The sequence below is a fragment of the Steroidobacter agaridevorans genome, assembly GCF_009932555.1.
In the GTDB taxonomy this organism is placed as follows: Bacteria; Pseudomonadota; Gammaproteobacteria; order Steroidobacterales; family Steroidobacteraceae; genus Steroidobacter; species Steroidobacter agaridevorans.
The window spans coordinates 652,477-671,917 of sequence record NZ_BLJO01000003.1 but is presented as its reverse complement, the minus strand read 5'-3'; the positions used below and the strand labels follow the sequence as shown (position 1 = coordinate 671,917).

Sequence of the window (19,441 nt, the reverse complement as noted above, 5' to 3'; positions counted from 1 at the left end):
CACATGGCGGTCACTCCTTTGCCACTGAATCGCGCGTTCCGGTACGCTCGCCGGCGGATTCAGCTTCGGCGCGATAGTCGATAATGCGGAGACCCAGTGGATTCCAGCGCCGTACGTTCGGATCCGAGGCCGGTTTGGTATACGCGTACTGAATGGTCGCGATCCAGTACGTGCGCTGTTCGTCCGCTCCGTTGCCCCGACGAAGTGCCTTCGCGAATCGAACCTGTGCAAGATCAGAGAGTCCACTGCTGCGCGTGAAGAATGTAACGCTCTGGACGTCTGTGCGGACTGTCGACCCGTCCTTGTAGACATTCAGGGGTGAAGCCGGATTCGCGGTCGCCCAGTCCGCCGCCCACACCTGGTTGCGTTGCGCGGCGTGGAATGCAGCACACTCTTCGTAGTCACTCTCGGCCGTCGACCAGGAGAAGCGCTCGCAGACAGTGACGTAGTGAGTGAGTAGATATCGAGTGATCGTCTCGCTCAACGTGCCACTCCCGTCGTACGGCGGAACGACATCGACGATGCCGGTGCGCGAATCCACACGCACGAGGAATGGTTCGACCGACTTCAGTGGCATCAACAGCATCAACGCAATCACGCTGGCCAACAGACACACGATGCTGACGCCGGCCACAATCCAGGCAGTGCGTGCTCGCCGTTCGAACTCGCGCGCACGATCGCGATCCCAGCTCTGTGCCTCAGCGAAGTAACTGGCCAACGACGGATCGGTGCTCATGATTGCTCCGGCACCTTCGGCTCACCCGTCACCGGATCTTCTATCGTTGCCGGGAGATTGATCGGCGACAGGCGTCGATCGCAGTCCACCGGTACGGCCCGCTTACTTGCACAGCCAGCGAGCACTACCACCACCGCCAGTAACATCCATGCTTTCATGTCTTGCTCCTTCTCTTTGGATCAGCGCCGTGCTGACGGGCTCACGGCGTTTTGACCCGTCAGCGCTCGTGACACCCGGCGGCCTCCGCCCAGCATCGCGCTGCGCGCATGGAACCCGGCCTTGCGAGACAACGAATCCCAACGCGTGGTTTCCTGGTCCAGCAGTGCACCTCGCGTGAATTGCCGGAACGAATTGGAGGCGTGACCCATACCCCAGGCGATGGCCGCACTCATCACGCCAAAGCTTGAAAGCGCGATGCCGCTCGCGAGCCCCGCCGCCATCGGCATCACCTGGCGCATGATGAGCAGCGTCAACCCGGAGGCGAGCCCTACCCGGACCGCATCGACAATCTGGATCCCCGTGCCGACCGCGGCGACCTGACGCGTGGTAGCAATCAGCATCGTGAGCATGAACGCAGCAATCATTACAGTGAGCAACGCGATCAGCGCGTAGTTCGCGAGCTGCGCAAGCCACGACTCCAGGAATCGTCGCGTTGCATTGAACAGCGCCATTACCAAGAACAGCGGGCCGAGGCTTAACAGCACGGCCAGCGCGACATGCGATAACGCGAGAAGAAACATCGTGTACACTGCAGTCACGCCGACCAGCAGGAAGACAATGATTCCGGCGGCGTAGTAAGAGATGTTCCCGCCAAAGATGGAGCCCTTCGCCAGCAACGACTGCGCCGCATCCGCTCCCTGAAACATGACGTCGTCGGCGATTCCAACAGGATCATTCGCACCCACCACGGCAGCGGCAAGCTCCGACGGTGCGTGATAGAACATTTCAACGATGACATCGTGGTAGAGCCACAAGCGCATACTCAGGCCGAGTATCAGCGCCAGCATGCCGATGCGTTTCAAGCCTTCAGTCAGAGGCTCCTCGATTCTGCCGGTGAGGTGAAGAAAGCCCCAGATCATGACGTAGAGCACGGCCACCGTGGCTACCGCGGGCTCCAACGCAGTGGCGACTCGGACGACCATCTGCGCGATGTAGTCGAGCAGTATGTCGTTCAACCAACCATAGAACTGAGCGAAGAATCCCACGGCGGCACTCCTTGCGCGTGCGAGAACTAGAACTGCAGGGGTGGCAACTGCCGCAGCGAGCCAATGTCGGTGATGGCACGCTCGAGCAGACGTTGCCGCTGCGCCTCGGATTCCGCCTGCGCGGCCTGGCGCAGCACTTCGAGCTTGCTTTGCTCATTGGCGAGCATCGCTGTCTCGGCGCCGATACGCGCCTGAAGATCCAGCACGGCTTTCTCATCACCCGCACTGGAGATGGCATCGATAAGCTGTTCGATGCTCGCGAATCGGTTACTCGTCGCCTGCAGCGCTTGGCGCGCCAGCCCTTGCATCATGGCCGTCGTGCGTCGCGTGGCCTCGATATCTGCGCGCTCCGCCGGGGACAGAGCGGCAAGCTGGGCCGCTGACAGCACAGCATTCGCCCGTGTCGCTGCGTTCACTTCTGCCGCTAGGGCACTGTAAGCGCCCTGAGCTCCTTGCGCGGCGGCGACCAACGCCGCCCAGTCCTGCGGCAGATAGTTCCGATTGACTCCACGCAATAGCAGTTGCATGCCTCGGGAGCCGGTGATGGCCCTGTAATGGGAGCGTTGGGCCTCCAACTGGTTACGGGCCGTGTCGAGCTGCTGCTGCAAGGTCTGCAGCTGCTGCACCAACTGGGCGATCGCTCCCACGTCAACCACAGCCCATTGCGCATGGGCTGCGGATACCGTCACAAGCGACAATGCCCCTATTGCGATAAACCGACTCAAAAGCGATCGCATATAGCCTCCCCGGTAAATGTTCAGGCCCCGATGGACCGATACTCCGCAAGAAACACTGGCAGCCACGTCTCCGGCGCAGAACCATGGCGCTCGATCAGTTCCCGCATAAGCGCCCCAGTGCCGGCGCGTCCGGACAAAACGGCGAGTTCATCCGAACATCCCCGCAGATCGAGCGTGCACACAACGCTGTGATGACCCTGCTTGATAAGGCAGCTGCCAGGCCTCAGCTCGAGCTTGACCAGCGAGAATTCGCGCTCCGTCAAGCTACATCCATCGATGTAGTCCTCACGCGTGGCATCGGGATTAGGCAAAAACAACTTCGTTGCGGTCTGCTCGAGAATGACCCGAGAGATGCGGCTACCAATCACATTGCTTGGGCTCTGCGCGGCCGCAACCAATGCGGCATCGAGCTTGCGGAAAGTCTGCAAGCCGTCCTTAGCGAAGCCGCTGAATGCCTCGTCATCCAGTTGCCTGGAGAATTCGTCCGCCCAACACACCACGCGTCCGCAGCCGACGAGGGTGCGTACGAGGTGGAAGAGATACATGGTGATCGGAGTCCGCACGCGCGCATGCTCGATGAAGTCTGTGATGTCAAACCCCATTACCGCGTGCTCCGCCAGTCCTGGCAGAAACACATCATTAGGATTGTCGAATACCCAAGCATCCTCGCCACCACCATCGGCACACCACGGCGCGAGTCGTGCACAGATGCCTTCGGCATCCGTCACATCCAAGTACTCGAGCACGCGCGATAGACGGCGTGTTGGAGGATCGAGCGCCATCACACCGCGCAGCGCCTGATCGAGCTCGTTCTCCTCGCGCGCCGAAAGCGGTCGATCGGGTCGCCTCACGAGCACGCGCAACCAGTGACGCAGAAAATCCACGTTGCCCGCTGTGGGCACGAGCTGCAGAGGATTGAATCCAGTGGCGATGCCATTGCGCAGCGGCGCATACGGGCCGCCCAGCGCGCGAATGAGAATCTCAAGCCCGCAATCCTTGTCGATTACGATTTGCGTCGTGCGAAATCGGGTCAGCATCGTCAACAGAAACCCGATCCACACCGTCTTACCGCTGCCAGTCGGCCCGAGAATGAGCGTGTGGCCAACGTCGCGACGAGCCCCGCCATCCGTGGCGCGCGGATCACTCGCATGCAAGGAGAAATAAAATGGCGAACGGACGGGCGTCACCAGCAGAGCTGCGGCCTCGCCCCAGTGATTGCCCGTGGCCCGACCGATCGGATAGTTATCAAATGAAGCGAATGCCGCGAAGTTACGCGAGGTCACCGGCGCTTTTCGGGGGCGCATGGCGAAGTAACCTGGTAACTGCGACCACCACGCTGCCTCCATCCCGAGATCTTCGCGAGCGAAGGCGAACTGCGTGTCGACGAGCAGACCAGTCGCCATTGCTAGCCGATCGTTCAGTGGCTTCAACCGACGCGCCACATCCTGATCCGCGGTGTCCTCGGTCAGCTCTGCCAATACCTGCAACGACCAGTGATGGTCCCCCATCACCCACTCGCCGCCGGAGAGTTCGTCGAGCGCCACATGCAACGCCTCCGCCTGCGAGACAGCGTAGTCACCGGCGTTTCGCATCTGGTTGTGCTGGCGAACGAGCAGGCCCTGAGCGGTGGCGCGACTCAGAAACGTGAATGACTGAGTCATCACGAACGGGAATGGCGCCGCCAGCAGTCCGTTGAACATGCCCGGAGTCGTAGGAGTGCCGTACTCGCGGATTCCCAGCATGCCAGCCACGCGCGTAGCGGCGGCCATTCGGTACTCGATCGCCTCAGCACCGAAGATGGGACGCGTGGCACCGAGCACCTCGCTCAACGGTGCGCGCGGTAGAGCGACCACCCGTGGTTCCGTATCGAGCAGCTGCGTGAAGAACTCGAGCAGCGTCGAGAATGGCCGTCCTTCGCGCTCCACCACTCCGAGCGTTTCAGGATCGTAGGCTTGCAAGTGCTCGGTCATTGTCTGTCTCAACTGCGCGCACTGCTCAAGCGAGTCCAGAAGCTCAAGTGCCGCTCCGTTGGGATCGGTGCGAGTGAGCAGCCGCGCAGCCAATCCAGTGGTGCGTCCTGGCGCCGGTCGATACACGAGCGAGACATACAGCTCATTGCACATCAGCCGGTCGCGCACACGCTGTCGATACGCATCGAGCAACTGTGCGGCGAAACCGGGCGAGAAGTCGCCCTGAGGCTCGACGCTAACTGCGCGCCGAATGACATGCGTCCAGACAGCCAGGTGGGGGCTGGCGATCGTTCGCCACAACACGTTCAGCCGTTCGTGGCGAACGTTGAGATCTTCATCATCGGCGGTCGCGAAGCTTGCACCATGCAGACGCATCGTTTGCACGTAGTCGCCGCCTACGGTGCGCACTACGTTGGGCGCGACATGGGCGGAGTACGGAATGCGATCGGCTAGTCCGGTTTCTCGTTTCGCCCGTGCCACGGAGAGCAAGTCACGCATACATGCACCTCACAGCCGAACGTGCGGCACTCGACGCCGCCGTCCCTCGCCATCTGGCAGATCCAGCAGCAGCGGGCTATAACTCGTGCCGCGCCAATACCGCATCGTTCCGACAAGTGCCGGCACGCGAGTCCTCAGCCACAGTGCCGCGAGATCAAAGAACCTGACATCGCGTTGACATAGGAGCGCGGCTACACCGTGCAGTGGGATAGCAAGTAGCAACGTGAGCAGGTTCTTGCTCAACAGGAACACTTCCATCGTGATTACCATCTCGCCCAGCAGCGCGAGGTACGTCACACCCCATCGCATCGGCGGGCGGGTCGCACCGACGAACAGTGGGTCCAAAGTGAGGCCAGCGTTTCGTTCGCTCATGACGTGATCCTCAGACACCAAAGAGGCCACGAATCCAGGCGACGAATTGGGGCGCGCCGAAGATGACAGCAATGCCGATCAGAACACCGATGGGCCAGCCCCAAGAGATTCGACCGGTCGCCGCGACGATGCCAAGGACCATCACGAGAATGATTGCGATAGGCGTAGCGATGGCGACAATGTCTGTGACGAGACTCTGTGCCCCGACGTGGAACGGCGATGCCTGCGCCCAGACCAGCGGTGTCGCGAGCAACAGCACGCAACCGAACGCCACCGTGTGCAACCAAATGATACTTGGCGCAGCAACATCGGATTGGGTCGTCACGGTCTGCCTCCACTGCATCCGGGCGACCGGCGGCCGCCTCGTGGGACAGAATCAAATCACCGCATCAGCCCGCGCCGTGAGCGACGAAATTGTCGTGTTTGTTTAAAAACATTCCTGATAGAGGTATGGTTCAGGAGCGATTCACCGGCCATGCGACACCCTGCGACAGGACGCAACAGGTTGCGACAGGGATGCGCACATCTCGACAGAGGAGCGTGAGCGATGATCTCCGAACCGCACAGCCGCCCCCTGCAAATATTTCTCACCAGCCTGAAGCTCGCGTGGCGAGCGATGTCTGTTCCGATCTATACCGTGCTGGTGATACTGGAGCCCTTCGTGGGCTTCTTCCTGAGCGCGCTGACCGTACTCGGGGTTCTCACGGCGATCGGCGTGAAGCTCGCGCTGCCGGACGCCCCGTTCTGGACGCTGCTCGCGACTGCGCTAGGTTTTGGCGTGTTACTGGCGGTGTACTACCTGCTCATGCGGCTGTTCCGTCCGAGGTGAGCGGGAACCAACCGCGACAACTGACGAATCATCGCCCTCACTTTGCCGACGCTGTCTGATCGTCATTTCGTAGTAGAACGCGGTTCCTCCACCCCATAGAGTGGCTGCGGCGCGCTCGCGACGGACCGTCGTTCAGCGAGACCACACTCCCGCGTTGCTCAAACATCAGTTAGTGACACAACGACTAACATCGAACACTCAAGCGCGCGGCGTTGTGTTGTCCATCCTGAACGGAATGCGTCGGAAATTACCGATGTAATGAACCCGTCATTTATAATGCAATCCTTCTCGCACAGTGAGGTGCAGGCGAATTTACGTCTCAGGACAGAGGGAGAGCCATGTGGAACAGGCGCTCTATTGATACGGATTTTCGAACACGCCAATCCGCTCTATGCTTCGCGTTGCTGACAAGCAGCCCGTTCACGATCGCACAGTCCTCACTCGATCAAAACGACCTTTCGAGCGGGCCAGCACTCGCGCCGGCAATCCATGCAACACGACTGGACTACTCGGAATGGGATATTCCTGAGGCCGTCACAGTCATTACGCAGGAAGACATTTGGCGGATTGGTTATCTGGAAATCTCAGAGATCTTTCGCTCTGTTCCCGGCTTCCGCATTGTCAAGACGGGTGACGAGTCGCGCGTGTCTTACCACGGCACTACCGCGCGGCAAAATCGCCGCATGCGCATTACGATCGACGGTCACACAATACTGGTGGCCGACGGTCAGTACATCGAGTTCGATCGCCTACCGATTCAGTTGGAGGACATCCGTCGCATCACCATCACGCGAGGCCCCAACGCAGCCGCCTTCGGTGAGAACGCCTTCCTCGCAAGTATCAACTTCGAAACGCTCGGCCGTGACGATCCCCGCGGGCTGTCGCTGCGGGGTGGAGGTGGTGACAACGCCCGGCGACGCATCGGCCTCGGAGTCAATGAGCAGCTGGGTCCTTACGCAGTCGCCTTGTCGGCGGGCACCGAGCGCGACGGCGGCTATGACTATCTCGATTCCGATCGCACGCCGCGACAGGATGGCAAGGACATCGACCAGGCACGGATCGCAGTATCTCGTGACGTAGGAAGCAGCGGTCACCTCCGACTGGACGCGAGTGGCTACGATAGTCGACATCAAACGGGATTCAGACCGCTGCGCTTCACAGGCCAGCAGCGCAATGATGGCCGGTTCATCGGACTCGCCTATCAGCATGAGTCCGTCGAAGCGACGCGGATCGACTTGATGATCAGTCACAATCGCCAAACCGAGTCTGTGCGGCAACATGGATGCTACACGCCCGATGCAATTGCAGGCGCAATGGCATTCGCCACCGATCCGGCACAACTGGCAGGATTGCTCGCACCGACGCTCTTCGTGCCAACCCTGCTCGGTGCGTCCCTAGCAGATACCTGCTTCTTCACCGATCTCGGCGTCGAATCGGAACGCAGCGAGATCGAAGTTGAGTACGAGTCCAACAGCGGCCCATGGAGATACGCGCTCGGCACCTCAGCAGGGCTGAGCGACGCATCCAGCGAGCAGTACCTGGCAGGCGTCGATGCACAACTCCGCTCTTACCGACTGTTCGGTGAGATCGCTCGACCGATTGGTCCTGTGCATGCAAGCGCAGGATTGATGGCACAGCGTGCGTCCAACATTGCAGACACGCAGCTCGCGTGGCGTGGGGCGCTCAATTGGCAGTTCCGGCCTGAGCAAATCATACGTTACTCCTACGCCCGTAGCTTTCGAATCCCCTCGCTCGTTGAAACCGAGGCTGACTGGGCCGGAGCATTTCACTTTGGCCGCCGCAACGAGCCGCTGGCGAGCTACACATTCAGCCTTCCCTTACCAAACGTGAGCATGGAGCGTCGCCTCAGGCCCGAGCGAATTGAAGCGCACGCCCTTGGCTACTTCGGCTCCTTCCGCAACTCGACTCTGACGCTGGATATCAAGGCCTTCACCGAACATCTGTCGAATCCGGTCGAAGCGGATGTCATTCACTTCTCGTCACCTCCTTTCAACAGCACAGCATTCACTCTACGCGGGGTGGAAACAGAGATCGGGGTGCGCGCGAGTGAGCGTTGGCGAATCAGTGGGCAGTACTCTTATCTGGACACGACCGCCCGTACCGCCTTCGAACAAGGGCTACATGGCCGGCACGCAGGCTCGCTTGCACTGACCTACCAACCCACCCCGGCCCATCAGATTTCCGCCGCTTACTATGGCAACAGCGCGATCTCGGGCCTTTCATATGGTCGATACGACCTGGTGTATGCCCACCAACGCGCATTCAAGGGATGGCAGTGGCGCTCGCAGCTGATTCTTCAATACTATGCTCGCGAAGCCCACGGAATTCGCGACGCCTCACTGTACCTGTCGGATGAGGGATACTTTGAACGCCGCGGGCAGCTTTTCGCGTATGTGGAGCTAACGTTCTAGGAGAGAGCGCCGTGCGTCGCTGGAGTAAATTCCCCGCAGCCATCGCGTGCGTGTTCGTCGTCACTTTCGCCTCTGGAAGCGCCTGGATCGCGTTCCCCTATCGCACTCAAGAGCCGTTGGTCAGCCCGCTTGAGCGCGTAACCAAGGAGGAAGCCTCGATTAGTGCCGCCTCTGCTGAGGGCGCCGATCTTGCATCGCTGATTGCTGCTTTCCAACCACAGCCACATCGATCGTTTTGCGGTCCAGCCACGCTTGCGACGGTGCTGCGCGCGGATGGCGACGTTTCAGCTACCGAGTGGGGCCTATTCGATTCCGCCATTGCTGGTTTGCGAACATTCTATGGCGGCATGTCGCTATCGGACCTCGCCAGTCTGGCTCGAGCCAATGGCTTGCACACTGAGCTCGTTCGAGGTGATGAGTTCACAGTGGATAGCTTTCGCAAACGTCTCAGGCAGAACCTGGCACACGCCGGCGACTACGTCATCATCAACTACGATCGGCGTGTTCTGAATCAGGCTGGCGCTGGCCACATATCGGCCGCGGGTGGTTACGACTCGAACCGTGACGCCTTTCTGGTTTTAGATCAGGCAGCTTATCGGTATCCGTGGACCTGGGTCCCGACGCAAGAGTTGTACGAAGCGACCCGCACACTCGACGGCGCTGAGTACCGCGGAGTGTTGTTCGTTAAGGGCGCTCGCGCGCCGGATGCGTCACACTAGCGCAAGAGCTGAGATTTGACCGAACCGGAACGCCTTGTCACCCGGAGCGCTGCCTCGATTACTTCGATGACGCGGCTATACTGAACAGGCTTCTGCACGATTCCAGCGAAGCCGGCATCCATCAGCTTCGCTCCCAATTGAGTAGTCACATGACCCGCTGGGCAAAGCGCTATCAGCGGCGGCGGTGCAATCGCCTGTGACCGCAAACGATGGATCAATGCGAAAGCGTCGGAGATATCGCTGCTGACATCGATCAGCAGCACGTCGTGCACGCTCAATGCGGACAGATCGGCCAGCGCCTGGCCGACTGAGATCATCCTGAATTCGACGTGCGCAAGATCGCCTCGCGCCGTGAGGCGTCCGAGGTCGAGATCATCCGTTACGATACCGGCTAAGACGGAGCCGTGACTCGCTTCATGCGACAGCGTCGCGCTCGAGGTCGAGGGTCCTCGCTTGAACCGACACGTCAGCTCGACAACAACGCTGACACTGCCGGAGTCAGACACCGTATAGGTGGGCGCGACTCCAATCGATCGCAGCAGATATTCCAGCACTCGAGCATCACGATCGGTCCAGCGCAGCTGGGTAGGCGGAATCCGCCCAAACCCGGCGCCGCCCACGCGCTCAAACCATCCATCTACTGCAGAATCATGCGACGGACCGTAGGAGGCCTTGAGCGTGAACACCACATGCAACTGATCCTCCGCCACCGGCACGAACTGAGCGGTTACCTGAACAGCGTGTTCCAAGCAGTGCCGTTCCATCGATTGAATCAGATGCATCAGCGCCTTACGCAGCCGTACGCTATCAATCTCCAGAAATGGCTCCGTCGGGCAGTCGGCGCCCACATCCGGTCCGGTCATAGTCAGAGCAATGTGCGCTTCAGGGGCCCCGGCGTACTGACGAACATCTTGCTGAAAATCCAGCCAGAGATCGGTTAGAGCAACGGGTGGCGAAGCCCGGAGCCGACGCACTGCTGCGACCTGCATCAACTCGGTCAAACTCGAGCGCGCATCTTGCAGCAGCGCCAGCGCTCGTCGGATTCGCGCCTTCAGTGACGGATCGTTGTTTGCGACCGCTACGGCCGTCAGTTCACCCTGCATAGCATGGAGCGGCCCCTCCAGATCTTCCGTCAGCCAGTGGACAAGCGCATCGCGTGCTAACCCTTCGTCATCCGCCTCTTGGAGGGCGCGGTTGGCATCATCACGTCGGCGTTCGAGCTCTCGGGTATACGCCGAGATCCGCTCGATCGTCGAGTTGATGGAATGACTTAGGCGTGACAATTCGTCGTCGCCGCGCACCGGGATGCGCGTGTGATACACACCTTCACGCAAAGCACCCATTCCGAGATGAATCTGCTCTATTGGTTCGATCAGGCGGCTGCGCAGTATTCGCTGCATGACGCCAACGACGAGGGCAATGAGTAGCAGGCTGATCGTAATTTGAACTCCGATCTGCTGACGCTTCTCTTGAACAGATTTATCATTCATGGAAATAGCAATGTGACCAAGAGTCGCCTCTGCCGCGACCTCAAAGTCGGACAACCCCTCGCCGAGCGTTCGAACCGTGAACCAGTCCGCGGAGGAGATTGCCGTAGCACACTTTCCGTGGCGGCTGACGATTCGTTCGTCAACATCTCTCAGCACGACACAAGCGATGGAACTGGAGTTTCGCAGCAACTCGTTTGTCACCTCATCGAAGGCCAGGATATTTCCGACGATCAGAGCCTCGGCGGCGCGCGCCCGCAGAAGCTCAACAATCATCCGCTGACCGCTACGAAGTTCGTTGCGAGCTTGCTCCACCCGAGCGAAGCCGTTGAGAACGAGCAATGTCATCGCGAGCACCGCAAGCGGAAGCAGCGCAAGCCCATAGATCCGTTGTCGAATGGTGCGGATCATCGGCGCCGCCTGCCTTCACGCACAGTGCGCACTAGTATCGACGTCGATGGCAGGGTGAGATTCAGCGAACGCGCCAGGCGCGGATTTACCGCGACATCTACCTCCTCTACGAACACGGGGGCCATGAGCTCTTGGGTAGCCGCGTACTGAGACACCACATCAGCCACCGCAGCCGCGATATTCTCCGGAGAGATGTAGACCGAGGCGAGGCTGCCGACACGAGAAAGCATTTCCGAATGTCCGATGAGGACCACTCGGCGCCCGTAGAGCGTGCGGACCGCATGATTGATGTTGTCCCGAGTCAGCACCCCGTCTGGCAACACCAGGATGGCATTCAGCGAACCCGCTTGCCTCAACACCCCGTCGATATCGTCCCCTGTGCGAAACTTCAGAGCACGGATCGTGTCGTGAATTGGAGGACGAAGCAGAGCGTTTGCACTTGGGGTGTCAAACACCCCAATGAGCGCATTTTCTCCGAGCACAGCACGCGCGAGTGTGAACTGATCTTGTGGATCCGGATTAGAAAACACCGCAGTCACACGGATTGTGCGGCCCGCTACATCAATGATTCTTCGGAAATCCGTACTTGTGAGATATGAAGCGATCACCGGCTTTCCATCGCCGCGATTCAGTGCCCGTCGTAAGGCCGCTGGACCGATCGTGACACGCACATCGAGAGTGCTCCACTCCGGATGCATCTCGAGGGTCTGACCAATCAGTTCGGTTAGTGCGGCGCCCTGCTCCGTAGGTTCAGGTCCGGGATCTATCTCGATCTGCGCCATCGAAATTGCGGGCACGAGCACCGAGACGCATAAGAGCGCACATCGGAAGTAGCGCAAAAGCGTTTCCATACGCGCAGCCATTCGTGGTTCCGTCACCGCATTGACAAGTGGCCAGAGGCAGAACTATAAGTCAAAGCAGCTGTCATTATAATTGACAGATACCGGTATTCTAAATGGCACTGCGCACGCCACCGAGACGCTCTTCGACCACCGCGCGCGCTCCTGAGTCGGTGGCGCAACCGAATGTTGTCGATGGTTTCTCGAGCCGGTTCAACGTGCTGCTGGATCGTGCGGGATTCCCGAAGTCGAATCGCCCTGGCGCCGTCGCGAAGCGATTTCAGGTCGTACTCAATACCGCAAAGCATTGGTGTTTGAGCGATCGAATTCCGCAGACTCATGCGGATCTCACGCGCATTGTTGAACATTTGCTCCGTGATATACCCACCCGTTTAGATGCCCGTGCAGTGATCGCTTGGCTGCTCGCAGGCGACGCCGTCCCCCACCCCTTTGGCGATGACGACACGCTGGGAGTGGTCGAGCTCTACCTCGAAGTCGCGGAGTTTGCTCGGCGCCAAGGCGTGGAGTTCAGCGAATTGCCGCGCGACGTGCGCCAAGTAATTTTGCGAACTGTGCGGGCACGGATCGGCTCCAGCAACGCTGGTGATGGCCAACCGCGCCTCGACCCTACAACTCGCGAGGTTCTGGCCGGCATGCTGGAAACTGGCCGCGCGCTTAATCGATCACCCTGACGATGTGGCGCTGAATGCAGCGCTCCTCAAGGTGTCCACGATCCGCTGCGTGGCGAACGTAATCGGACTTCGTCTTTGCCAGGGATGCGGAGGCGCGAATGGGTGCTGACCCTTACACGGAATCGAATCTCCCTGCCCCATCAGCAAACGGGCGCGATGGTTCGCGTCATCCACAATCGTTTGCCTCGCTGTTCGACATCAATAGGCAAACGATAGCGCTGCTGATGGACGTCGCCGCCACGCCGGTGCTCGATCGAACTTGGTCCGGATGGCGAATGCTGGGCAACGAACTGATGCAGCTCGAAGCCAACCAACGCGAGAGCCTGGCTCGATGTCCCTTCTCCCTCATTGATGTGGGCCTGCGAGAGGTACCTGACTGTGCTGGCTGCGATAGCGCGCCAGACGGCCCCATCCAGGGAGAGCTGATGTTCTCTCTCATGACGCCGCAGACCCGGCTGCACCATCTCGCGCATGCTGCCCTCCTATTTTCGTGGCATTTAGTTCGCAGCGATTTGATCGCAGCACGCCTCGTATTCGCGATGGACTCCGCAACCACTTCGTTCATGGCGCGGGTCACATTATCCGACATTCGACGGATTGCGCAGGAGCGGGTTCGCAACGGTTGCGTGGGTCCTCGATGGCATGATCGACCAGCCGTCTGGTTGCGTCTAATACATATGGCGCGCTCCCCACAGAATGACGACTTCGCAACCGTATCAACGCGTGGTCTGCAGTTGTTTCTTCAGGAATTGGTTACTAATGGGCGTAGGAGATAATGCAAGACGCGACCCGATCAGCTGTTTCTACACAAACACGTCAAATTCATCGCTTGTTATCGCGCTAGCACACTATGCAAGCTGAGATACCTAAAGGAATCGGTCGAGATGCCATGCGTTCGCGCAGGAAGCCTTTTCGGCGCTCATCCGTCCCGGCGTGCACCGAGCCTTCTCGGCAGCTACCGTTACCCATTGGGCCACCGACTCCACTGCGCTCACCCTCACCATCTACGACGCACCCAGTCCCTCGAGCATCGAGGACTTCGGACGCGACCTTGGCATCGGACCAGGTGCTGAAGACGCGACAAGTCCTGCAAATCACAGGATGCCATCGCTCAACAATCTATCGCCGAATGCGTGCCGGCACGTTCCCGCGGCAACACTCCTCCAAGGGCTGGCGGCGGTCAGACATCGAAAGGTGGTTGGCGGATGAGCCCAAGGATTCGGGATAAACATCCTGAGGTAAGGACGGGACTACGAACGCCATGCGAATCATTGATGATCGTTACATGCAGCATCGCAGGCGCCTCGATCTCGCCTGGCGCCTGATCCAGTATGAAGTCCGGACACGAACGATTTCCAATTGGACGCAGCTCGCACCCCATAGAATTCGCGCCCTTTATAGGAGCTATGCCACGCAGGACCATGGGGCGGTAAAGCGTCGACGCGGCGTATCACCTTACCGCCTCGAGATTATCCTTGACTCGACCCGGCTGCGACTTGAGGCCGCGATATTCGCAGCGCTGTGTCGGTCTCTGGATTTATTGCCCACAGAAAGAGTCAGTCAGCCTGAGCGCGACTTGCCAAACCTGGATCGAGGCGAACTACTTTGCGACGCCTATGCCTGGTTCCGCGTGGAGATCCCTCCCGCCAAGATTACCCTTGAGCAGGGCTTACTGGTCTTGAATGAGTTAGCACGCGGTGAGCAGATCGAACTTGCGAGCTGCCGCTCGTGCGGCGGCGTGATCTTGTCAGATCGGCTGTCGCACGGTCGATCGGAATGCGCGTTCTGCTCGCGTACGGAGCGGGACCAGACTGAGTCCGTTGCAGGCAAAAGAACCCTCAGCCAGAAGCCGCGACAACACGCTCAAGCCGGGGTCGGCTCGTCGTGAGACCTGCGGACGCGCTAGCTCGGAACGCTCATGACTCTGAACGCTCGGCACGAGTTGCGCCCGCCAGTGCAGCGCCGGCACGACCTCGCCATTGCAGCCCTTGTCCCTGTACGCGGCCGTGTCGCTCCAGTCGGGCCTGAATCCCAGCGGGAGTTCGGTCATGTGCCTGTGCCAGCTGCGCGACGGTCTGTCCGGCGTCGAATCTCTCCAATAGCTTGCAGTCCTCCTCTTCGCTCCATGGCTTGCCTGCATTGCCCGGCATGCTCCGTCGGTTAGCACGAGTCCTTGATCGAGAAGTTGACTCGAGCGCACGAAGCGCAACATACAGCGCGCGTATCACGTCCAGTTCTTGGAGAACCGGCGGCAACTCCATCGGCTCGTTATTCGTCGGATCGAGACCGTTCGCGAGCGCAGAAACGATTTTGAGAGCCTGTTGGTCGTTCATATGCTATGTCCTCTTCTGCCCATCTGTTCACGCCTATGTCAGCAAGAGGGCGGCGATGCTGACCGCCTTCCTGACTGCTCTAGCGTGTCTATGATTCGGACGACGAACCTCTGCTGCGTTTTCGAAAGTGCCTGCAGCCGTTCGGCATTGCGGATAGCCCGCGGCGACAGTCGCGACTTGGCTGCGCGCGTTGGTGGAGCGATGCCGACCAACTCCTCGACCGAAACAGAGAACACACGCGCGATCTTCGCTAGAACAAGAACCGATACTCGCCGCTCGCCCAGCTCATAAGCGAAGACAGCCTGTTGCGAAACGCGGATGGCGCGCGCCAACTCCGCCTGAGTAAACCCACGCGCCTTTCGTAGCTGGCAGATACGAGCGCCGAGAGCTTTGAAGTACGCCCGGGACTCGGCGTGGATCATGGCGCCGATACCGCCACATTGACGGTTAAAGAAATCAACCGGGGGGCCTCGAAGCCGGGAGTCCCAGGGCAGCGGGGTCAAGCGCGGTCAGCGCCGAATCACAATCTGCCGCGAGGCTGTACACGACCAATAGGTGAGGCGCCGTCGCCCGAGGCGTTCTGCGAAGGAAATACGTCATGGCGCTCAGCACTGCTTGCACCCGGCGCAAGCGCCTACGCTGCTCCTCCAGAGCAACACCCACATCCGGTGAACGGAGGTGCAGCACCGCCGCGACTACCAGTTTCGAAGCGACGCTATTGAGCATCTCGGCCACGAGCTCGCAACAGCAGCCTAGATTCGGTCTGTCGGGCGGAAAATCGTAGGACGCATGGATCGATGTCGCGGTATCACGAGCTGTCGCACCTGCTTCCTGCAACTGGGCGCGTACGCGGTCCAAGACCGTCGGAATCGACGGCTGAGACTGAGTCGGAAGCACCCTTTTGGCGGGGCGGCGGCGAGGCATTGCCGCCCCTCATCCGCCAGAGCGGCAGGCCGAACGCCTGGAGCCAGCCGCGGCAGCGCCCCAACCCTCGATGGCCTTGGACTGGCCGGCCCCTGCAGGCTGAAGAAACCAGGCATTCGGGCCGCGGCCCCGGCCTGGGAGGGAACTCGTACCTGGTACGCTCCGCGCGAAGCGTGCGCGCGCGTGACGCGCGCGTCGGCTAAACTGACGAGCAGCCATGTGCACAACCTCGTGACAGGTTGGGTATGTGGTCAGGCGTCCTGCGGTGTTCCACCACCGACGGACGCCGCCCGGCTTCCTAGATTGGGAAGCTCTAACTTCCCAATTTGGGAAGCTTGATCATGCCGAACCGGTTTGAGCTTTGCAAACAAAATATCAACAGCCATCCATGGACTGACGAATGACCAAGGATTTCCAGGAGAAACTGGCCGAGGACGAAGCGAGGCTTATCGATGGGATCGCTCGCGTCCGCGAGCGCAAAGGTATGACGAGAGAACAGGTGTCGCTGGCAATGGGCGCGCCAAAGAACCTGATGTCCAAGCTTGAGAGTCACAGCCGCGGGCTTGAAGGCGCTCTGATCATTGCCATCGCCGACGCGATGAACATGAAAGCTGTCCAGCTCTTCCGCGAAGCCCTGCGGGAAGTCGACGAGAAATAATTGCCCGTACGATCGTGTCGGGAATGCGCCGAGTCCTTCACGATTGAGCTAGCCACGGCCCTACCGCCGCACGCGAGGAGGCAACTGCTGCATCGTAAATGCGTCGGGTCGGATGCCAGACTCGATATCTTTCCAACTCACCGGTGCCGCGATCGGATGGCCAAGCCTTGCGCGGGGCGAAAACGTACCCACGGCTGTTGTTCCCCGGCCGTTGCGAAGGTAGTCCACGAAGAGTCGCTTAGAGCGCTGAGCGAATGCGGCTGAGACTGTAAAGCGATCCGGATCAGTTTCTGTTAGACGTTCGGCGATGAGCCTACTGCGACGGTGAGCAGCGTCATGCGTCATGGTTTCAGCCAATGGAACCATCAAATGGATGCCTTTCCCGCCCGTTAGTTTCGGCCAGCTCTCGAACCCCTCTTGCTCCAAAAGTTCGCGCAACGTCAGAGCGGCATCGATTACGAAGCTCCAGCTGATACCTTCACTGGGGTCTAAGTCAAAAACCAAGGTGTCGGCTTTCTCAATATCATCGACCAGAGCATTCCATGGATGCAGCTCAACCGCACCGATCTGTACGAGCCCGATCAAGCCTCTCAGATCTTCGACCCATAGCCTCGTGCCCTCGCCGCCCGAACGCTTCTGGACGTTTAGCTGGTGCACACCTTCAGGGATCGGCGGCAATGGGCCCTTGTGATAGAAGGTAGTGCCCTGCACATGCCTCACGAGTTTCAGCGGCCGACGGGAGAGATAGGGCAACGCGCGCTGATGGACGCGCTTCCAGTAGGCGACGAGCTCCTCCCGGCTTGCAGGATCAGCATCAGGCAATAGCTGCAGTATGTTTTCTTTTGGAACGCTCGCTGAACTGCTGGCGCGTCGCTCACGCCTCACCTTAACCGGAGGGGCGCCAGCGAGATCATCACGCAATCCTTTGAATACCGGCTCGCGCAGGCGCCCGCCCGATGTGAAGGCGCTGTACTCGACTTCCGCTGTCACAACCGGGTCTACCCACGTTGCCTTCGGTTTCTTGATCGGCTCGGACAACGGAGATGAGGCGATGATGTGAGGATCAAGTCGCTCGCGGAGCCTGTAAAGATCATGGGTTTTGAAACCCGTTTGCGCCTTGCCAGCGTACAGCAGCTTGCCGTCAACCAAGCGCCCCAGATAGAGAGATGCGATTCGGCGTGGCTTCGCGCCCAGCTTCTCCACGAAGGCGATGATCGGAAAGTCTCCAGACTGTTTGCACTTCTGCTTCAGCCATGAATCCTGTTCTCCCGATCGGTATGGAGCATCAAGTCTCTTGCTTACGATGCCTTCCAGATTCATTCGACAGGCAAGCTCGATCATCGTGGAGCGCTCAGGATGTAAATTCTCACTGAGACGGATGTGCTCCGAGGCGGCCCCGACAACCTCAGCAAGCGCAGCGCGCCGATCCCTCAATGTAGCATCGCGTATATCCCATCCATCGTGATAGAGAAGGTCGAAAGCGTAGAAGATCATTCGATCATCACGCCCGTCGGCGAGATCTGCCTCGAGAAGGTGAAAGTCGGGAACACCGTTGTCATCTGGGACAACGATCTCGCCATCGAGAATGGCGTTCCTAACGTTCAGCCGGCCAAGGGCGCGCGCAACAGCTAGGAACCGCTCCGTCCAGTCGAAGCCACGCCTGGTGAATATGGTCGCACGCCCGCCGGCAATGTGCGGCTGGGCTCGATATCCATCGAACTTGATCTCGTGAGCCCACTCTCCTTTTTGCGGAGGAGATCCGATCTTCGGATTGCATGGCTCAACGAATCCCGGCATTGGCGAGCGTCTCGCGCCGGTCGTAGTGGTCTTTCGAGGACGGGACGGCATGAAGGGCAAAGTCAGTGGATTTACTGCAAAAACGACGGGATCTCCTGGACGGTTCCTACCGCGAGCGGCGTTAGCATCGTGCACGGAACCGACGACGCTCCGCAGAGTTGCGGTTTACAGGTGCCCCTGTGAATCTGAACTCAGTACTACAGTCGATCGCGGACTCTGGCGCGGAAGTAACCGCGGTCATTCGCGATGAGTGGGACTGTGGCTGGCAGGTCAGGTTGGATGAGGCGACGGAGCCGCTAGCGGCCGATCTCAAGGAAGCCGCGCAATGGCTTCATGGGCAGATGCTAGAGCGGTATCCCCTGTCCAAGTACAGAGATCGAATGGCCGAGCTATCAAGCACCGCGCCGACAGGAAGCCTCGATATAAGTGAGATATTGGAGACCCTATATAAGAATGAGGATCGGGTTGGTTTGAGATTGGTCGCAAGTAAAGGCTGGGACATAACTTTCGATCACACCACCAAACGAGTTGCTTCGCTCCGTGAAGCCGCGCAGTGGCTCAACCAGCAGCGTCCGGGCTTCGGGGCCGCAACATCGACGAGCTGATTTGAGACATTGAGTCGCGATTCACTTCCGTACTCACCGTAGAAGTCTCGATCGGGTGAGCGCCGCCAGCGCGAGATTGCCATTTCTCGGGCTCACGCTGCTCACATCTGAGACTCAAATGTGTCCTCAAGGCTCAGTGACTTATGTCACGAGGACTACGCGAAATTGCGACTCACGATGGCCTGCGCTTGCGGGCA

Annotated in this window: 20 protein-coding genes; 7 read left to right on the top strand and 13 right to left on the bottom strand. The window is 59.6% G+C overall.

What is annotated here, in order from left to right:
* Window positions 1-10 precede the first annotated feature (10 nt).
* Genes GYH35_RS13770 through GYH35_RS13740 form a run of 7 tightly spaced genes read right to left on the bottom strand, consistent with a single transcriptional unit; the run spans window position 11 to window position 5,843 of the window.
* A complete protein-coding gene (locus tag GYH35_RS13770; RefSeq protein ID WP_161828743.1) occupies window positions 11-736 on the bottom strand; it encodes a virB8 family protein in 726 nt (241 codons plus the stop codon).
* Window positions 733-894 carry a hypothetical protein gene (locus GYH35_RS13765; RefSeq protein ID WP_161828742.1) on the bottom strand — a complete coding sequence of 54 codons (162 nt, stop codon included), beginning with the start codon at window positions 892-894 and terminating at the stop codon, window positions 733-735. Before GYH35_RS13765 ends, GYH35_RS13770 begins: the two co-directional genes overlap by 4 nt.
* Window positions 895-915: 21 nt before the next feature.
* Window positions 916-1,941 (bottom strand): type IV secretion system protein, encoded by a 1,026-nt coding sequence (locus GYH35_RS13760; protein WP_161828741.1) that lies wholly within the window; start codon window positions 1,939-1,941, stop codon window positions 916-918.
* Window positions 1,942-1,967: 26 nt separating this feature from the next.
* On the bottom strand, window positions 1,968-2,678 hold the full coding sequence (locus tag GYH35_RS13755) for a type IV secretion system protein (protein ID WP_161828740.1): 711 nt from the start codon (window positions 2,676-2,678) through the stop codon (window positions 1,968-1,970).
* Window positions 2,679-2,698: 20 nt separating this feature from the next.
* Window positions 2,699-5,146, bottom strand: a complete 2,448-nt coding sequence (locus GYH35_RS13750) for a VirB4 family type IV secretion/conjugal transfer ATPase (protein ID WP_161828739.1) — start codon at window positions 5,144-5,146, stop codon at window positions 2,699-2,701.
* Between the two features lie 9 nt (window positions 5,147-5,155).
* The gene (locus tag GYH35_RS13745) at window positions 5,156-5,518 is read right to left on the bottom strand and encodes a type IV secretion system protein VirB3 (protein WP_161828738.1); all 363 of its coding nucleotides are present in this window, start codon (window positions 5,516-5,518) and stop codon (window positions 5,156-5,158) included.
* A gap of 10 nt (window positions 5,519-5,528) precedes the next feature.
* Complete coding sequence (locus GYH35_RS13740) at window positions 5,529-5,843, bottom strand: TrbC/VirB2 family protein (RefSeq protein WP_161828737.1); 315 nt, start codon at window positions 5,841-5,843, stop codon at window positions 5,529-5,531.
* 222 nt (window positions 5,844-6,065) lie between these two features.
* Here GYH35_RS13740 and GYH35_RS13735 point away from each other — a divergent pair, with 222 nt between their 5' ends.
* From GYH35_RS13735 to GYH35_RS13725, 3 genes are all read left to right on the top strand, one after another.
* Window positions 6,066-6,347, top strand: a complete 282-nt coding sequence (locus GYH35_RS13735) for a DUF4175 domain-containing protein (protein WP_161828736.1) — start codon at window positions 6,066-6,068, stop codon at window positions 6,345-6,347.
* A 338-nt stretch (window positions 6,348-6,685) separates the two neighbouring features.
* On the top strand, window positions 6,686-8,779 hold the full coding sequence (locus GYH35_RS13730) for a TonB-dependent receptor plug domain-containing protein (protein ID WP_161828735.1): 2,094 nt from the start codon (window positions 6,686-6,688) through the stop codon (window positions 8,777-8,779).
* 11 nt (window positions 8,780-8,790) lie between these two features.
* Window positions 8,791-9,498 carry a phytochelatin synthase family protein gene (locus GYH35_RS13725; protein WP_161828734.1) on the top strand — a complete coding sequence of 236 codons (708 nt, stop codon included), beginning with the start codon at window positions 8,791-8,793 and terminating at the stop codon, window positions 9,496-9,498.
* On the opposite strand, the gene GYH35_RS13720 is transcribed toward GYH35_RS13725, so the two are convergent.
* Both GYH35_RS13720 and GYH35_RS13715 read right to left on the bottom strand, forming a co-directional pair.
* Complete coding sequence (locus tag GYH35_RS13720; protein ID WP_161828733.1) at window positions 9,495-11,396, bottom strand: HAMP domain-containing protein; 1,902 nt, start codon at window positions 11,394-11,396, stop codon at window positions 9,495-9,497. The genes GYH35_RS13725 and GYH35_RS13720 overlap by 4 nt on opposite strands.
* Complete coding sequence (locus GYH35_RS13715; protein WP_161828732.1) at window positions 11,393-12,259, bottom strand: hypothetical protein; 867 nt, start codon at window positions 12,257-12,259, stop codon at window positions 11,393-11,395. Before GYH35_RS13715 ends, GYH35_RS13720 begins: the two co-directional genes overlap by 4 nt.
* A 92-nt stretch (window positions 12,260-12,351) precedes the next feature.
* On the opposite strand from GYH35_RS13715, the gene GYH35_RS13710 reads away from it, so the two are divergent.
* Window positions 12,352-12,927: a hypothetical protein gene (locus GYH35_RS13710; protein WP_161828731.1), complete on the top strand. Its 576-nt coding sequence runs from the start codon at window positions 12,352-12,354 to the stop codon at window positions 12,925-12,927.
* A 140-nt stretch (window positions 12,928-13,067) separates the two neighbouring features.
* Here the strand turns inward: GYH35_RS13710 and GYH35_RS13705 are convergent, their stop codons facing one another.
* Window positions 13,068-13,400, bottom strand: a complete 333-nt coding sequence (locus tag GYH35_RS13705) for a hypothetical protein (RefSeq protein WP_161828730.1) — start codon at window positions 13,398-13,400, stop codon at window positions 13,068-13,070.
* 377 nt (window positions 13,401-13,777) lie between these two features.
* Between GYH35_RS13705 and GYH35_RS35440 the strand changes: the two genes are divergently transcribed.
* Together GYH35_RS35440 and GYH35_RS13695 are read left to right on the top strand one after the other, a co-directional pair.
* Window positions 13,778-14,155 (top strand): helix-turn-helix transcriptional regulator, encoded by a 378-nt coding sequence (locus GYH35_RS35440; RefSeq protein ID WP_407700205.1) that lies wholly within the window; start codon window positions 13,778-13,780, stop codon window positions 14,153-14,155.
* Window positions 14,156-14,188: 33 nt separating this feature from the next.
* Entirely contained in the window at window positions 14,189-14,815 is a 627-nt protein-coding gene (locus GYH35_RS13695) for a hypothetical protein (RefSeq protein WP_161828728.1), read from the top strand.
* 28 nt (window positions 14,816-14,843) lie between these two features.
* Here GYH35_RS13695 and GYH35_RS13690 read toward each other — a convergent pair whose 3' ends face one another.
* Window positions 14,844-15,260 (bottom strand): hypothetical protein, encoded by a 417-nt coding sequence (locus tag GYH35_RS13690; RefSeq protein ID WP_161828727.1) that lies wholly within the window; start codon window positions 15,258-15,260, stop codon window positions 14,844-14,846.
* Window positions 15,261-15,298: 38 nt separating this feature from the next.
* Window positions 15,299-15,682 (bottom strand): helix-turn-helix transcriptional regulator, encoded by a 384-nt coding sequence (locus GYH35_RS35435; RefSeq protein WP_161828726.1) that lies wholly within the window; start codon window positions 15,680-15,682, stop codon window positions 15,299-15,301.
* 902 nt (window positions 15,683-16,584) lie between these two features.
* Between GYH35_RS35435 and GYH35_RS13680 the strand changes: the two genes are divergently transcribed.
* Window positions 16,585-16,842 carry a helix-turn-helix domain-containing protein gene (locus GYH35_RS13680; RefSeq protein ID WP_161828725.1) on the top strand — a complete coding sequence of 86 codons (258 nt, stop codon included), beginning with the start codon at window positions 16,585-16,587 and terminating at the stop codon, window positions 16,840-16,842.
* A 60-nt stretch (window positions 16,843-16,902) separates the two neighbouring features.
* Here GYH35_RS13680 and ligD read toward each other — a convergent pair whose 3' ends face one another.
* A complete protein-coding gene (gene ligD / locus GYH35_RS13675; RefSeq protein ID WP_202624309.1) occupies window positions 16,903-18,639 on the bottom strand; it encodes a DNA ligase D in 1,737 nt (578 codons plus the stop codon).
* Between the last annotated feature and the right edge of the window lie 802 nt (window positions 18,640-19,441).

Bases quoted from the DNA above. Each gene is read 5' to 3' on its own strand.
- GYH35_RS13770 (WP_161828743.1), bottom strand. From the start codon at position 736: ATGAGCACCGATCCGTCGTTGGCCAGTTACTTCGCTGAGGCACAGAGC.
- GYH35_RS13765 (WP_161828742.1), bottom strand. From the start codon at position 894: ATGAAAGCATGGATGTTACTGGCGGTGGTGGTAGTGCTCGCTGGCTGT.
- GYH35_RS13755 (WP_161828740.1), bottom strand. From the start codon at position 2,678: ATGCGATCGCTTTTGAGTCGGTTTATCGCAATAGGGGCATTGTCGCTT.
- GYH35_RS13750 (WP_161828739.1), bottom strand. From the start codon at position 5,146: ATGCGTGACTTGCTCTCCGTGGCACGGGCGAAACGAGAAACCGGACTA.
- GYH35_RS13745 (WP_161828738.1), bottom strand. From the start codon at position 5,518: ATGAGCGAACGAAACGCTGGCCTCACTTTGGACCCACTGTTCGTCGGT.
- GYH35_RS13735 (WP_161828736.1), top strand. From the start codon at position 6,066: ATGATCTCCGAACCGCACAGCCGCCCCCTGCAAATATTTCTCACCAGC.
- GYH35_RS13730 (WP_161828735.1), top strand. From the start codon at position 6,686: ATGTGGAACAGGCGCTCTATTGATACGGATTTTCGAACACGCCAATCC.
- GYH35_RS13720 (WP_161828733.1), bottom strand. From the start codon at position 11,396: ATGATCCGCACCATTCGACAACGGATCTATGGGCTTGCGCTGCTTCCG.
- GYH35_RS13715 (WP_161828732.1), bottom strand. From the start codon at position 12,259: ATGGCTGCGCGTATGGAAACGCTTTTGCGCTACTTCCGATGTGCGCTC.
- GYH35_RS13710 (WP_161828731.1), top strand. From the start codon at position 12,352: ATGGCACTGCGCACGCCACCGAGACGCTCTTCGACCACCGCGCGCGCT.
- GYH35_RS13705 (WP_161828730.1), bottom strand. From the start codon at position 13,400: ATGCGCGAGATGGTGCAGCCGGGTCTGCGGCGTCATGAGAGAGAACAT.
- GYH35_RS35440 (WP_407700205.1), top strand. From the start codon at position 13,778: ATGCAAGCTGAGATACCTAAAGGAATCGGTCGAGATGCCATGCGTTCG.
- GYH35_RS13695 (WP_161828728.1), top strand. From the start codon at position 14,189: ATGCGAATCATTGATGATCGTTACATGCAGCATCGCAGGCGCCTCGAT.
- GYH35_RS13690 (WP_161828727.1), bottom strand. From the start codon at position 15,260: ATGAACGACCAACAGGCTCTCAAAATCGTTTCTGCGCTCGCGAACGGT.
- GYH35_RS35435 (WP_161828726.1), bottom strand. From the start codon at position 15,682: ATGATCCACGCCGAGTCCCGGGCGTACTTCAAAGCTCTCGGCGCTCGT.
- GYH35_RS13680 (WP_161828725.1), top strand. From the start codon at position 16,585: ATGACCAAGGATTTCCAGGAGAAACTGGCCGAGGACGAAGCGAGGCTT.
- ligD (WP_202624309.1), bottom strand. From the start codon at position 18,639: ATGCCGGGATTCGTTGAGCCATGCAATCCGAAGATCGGATCTCCTCCG.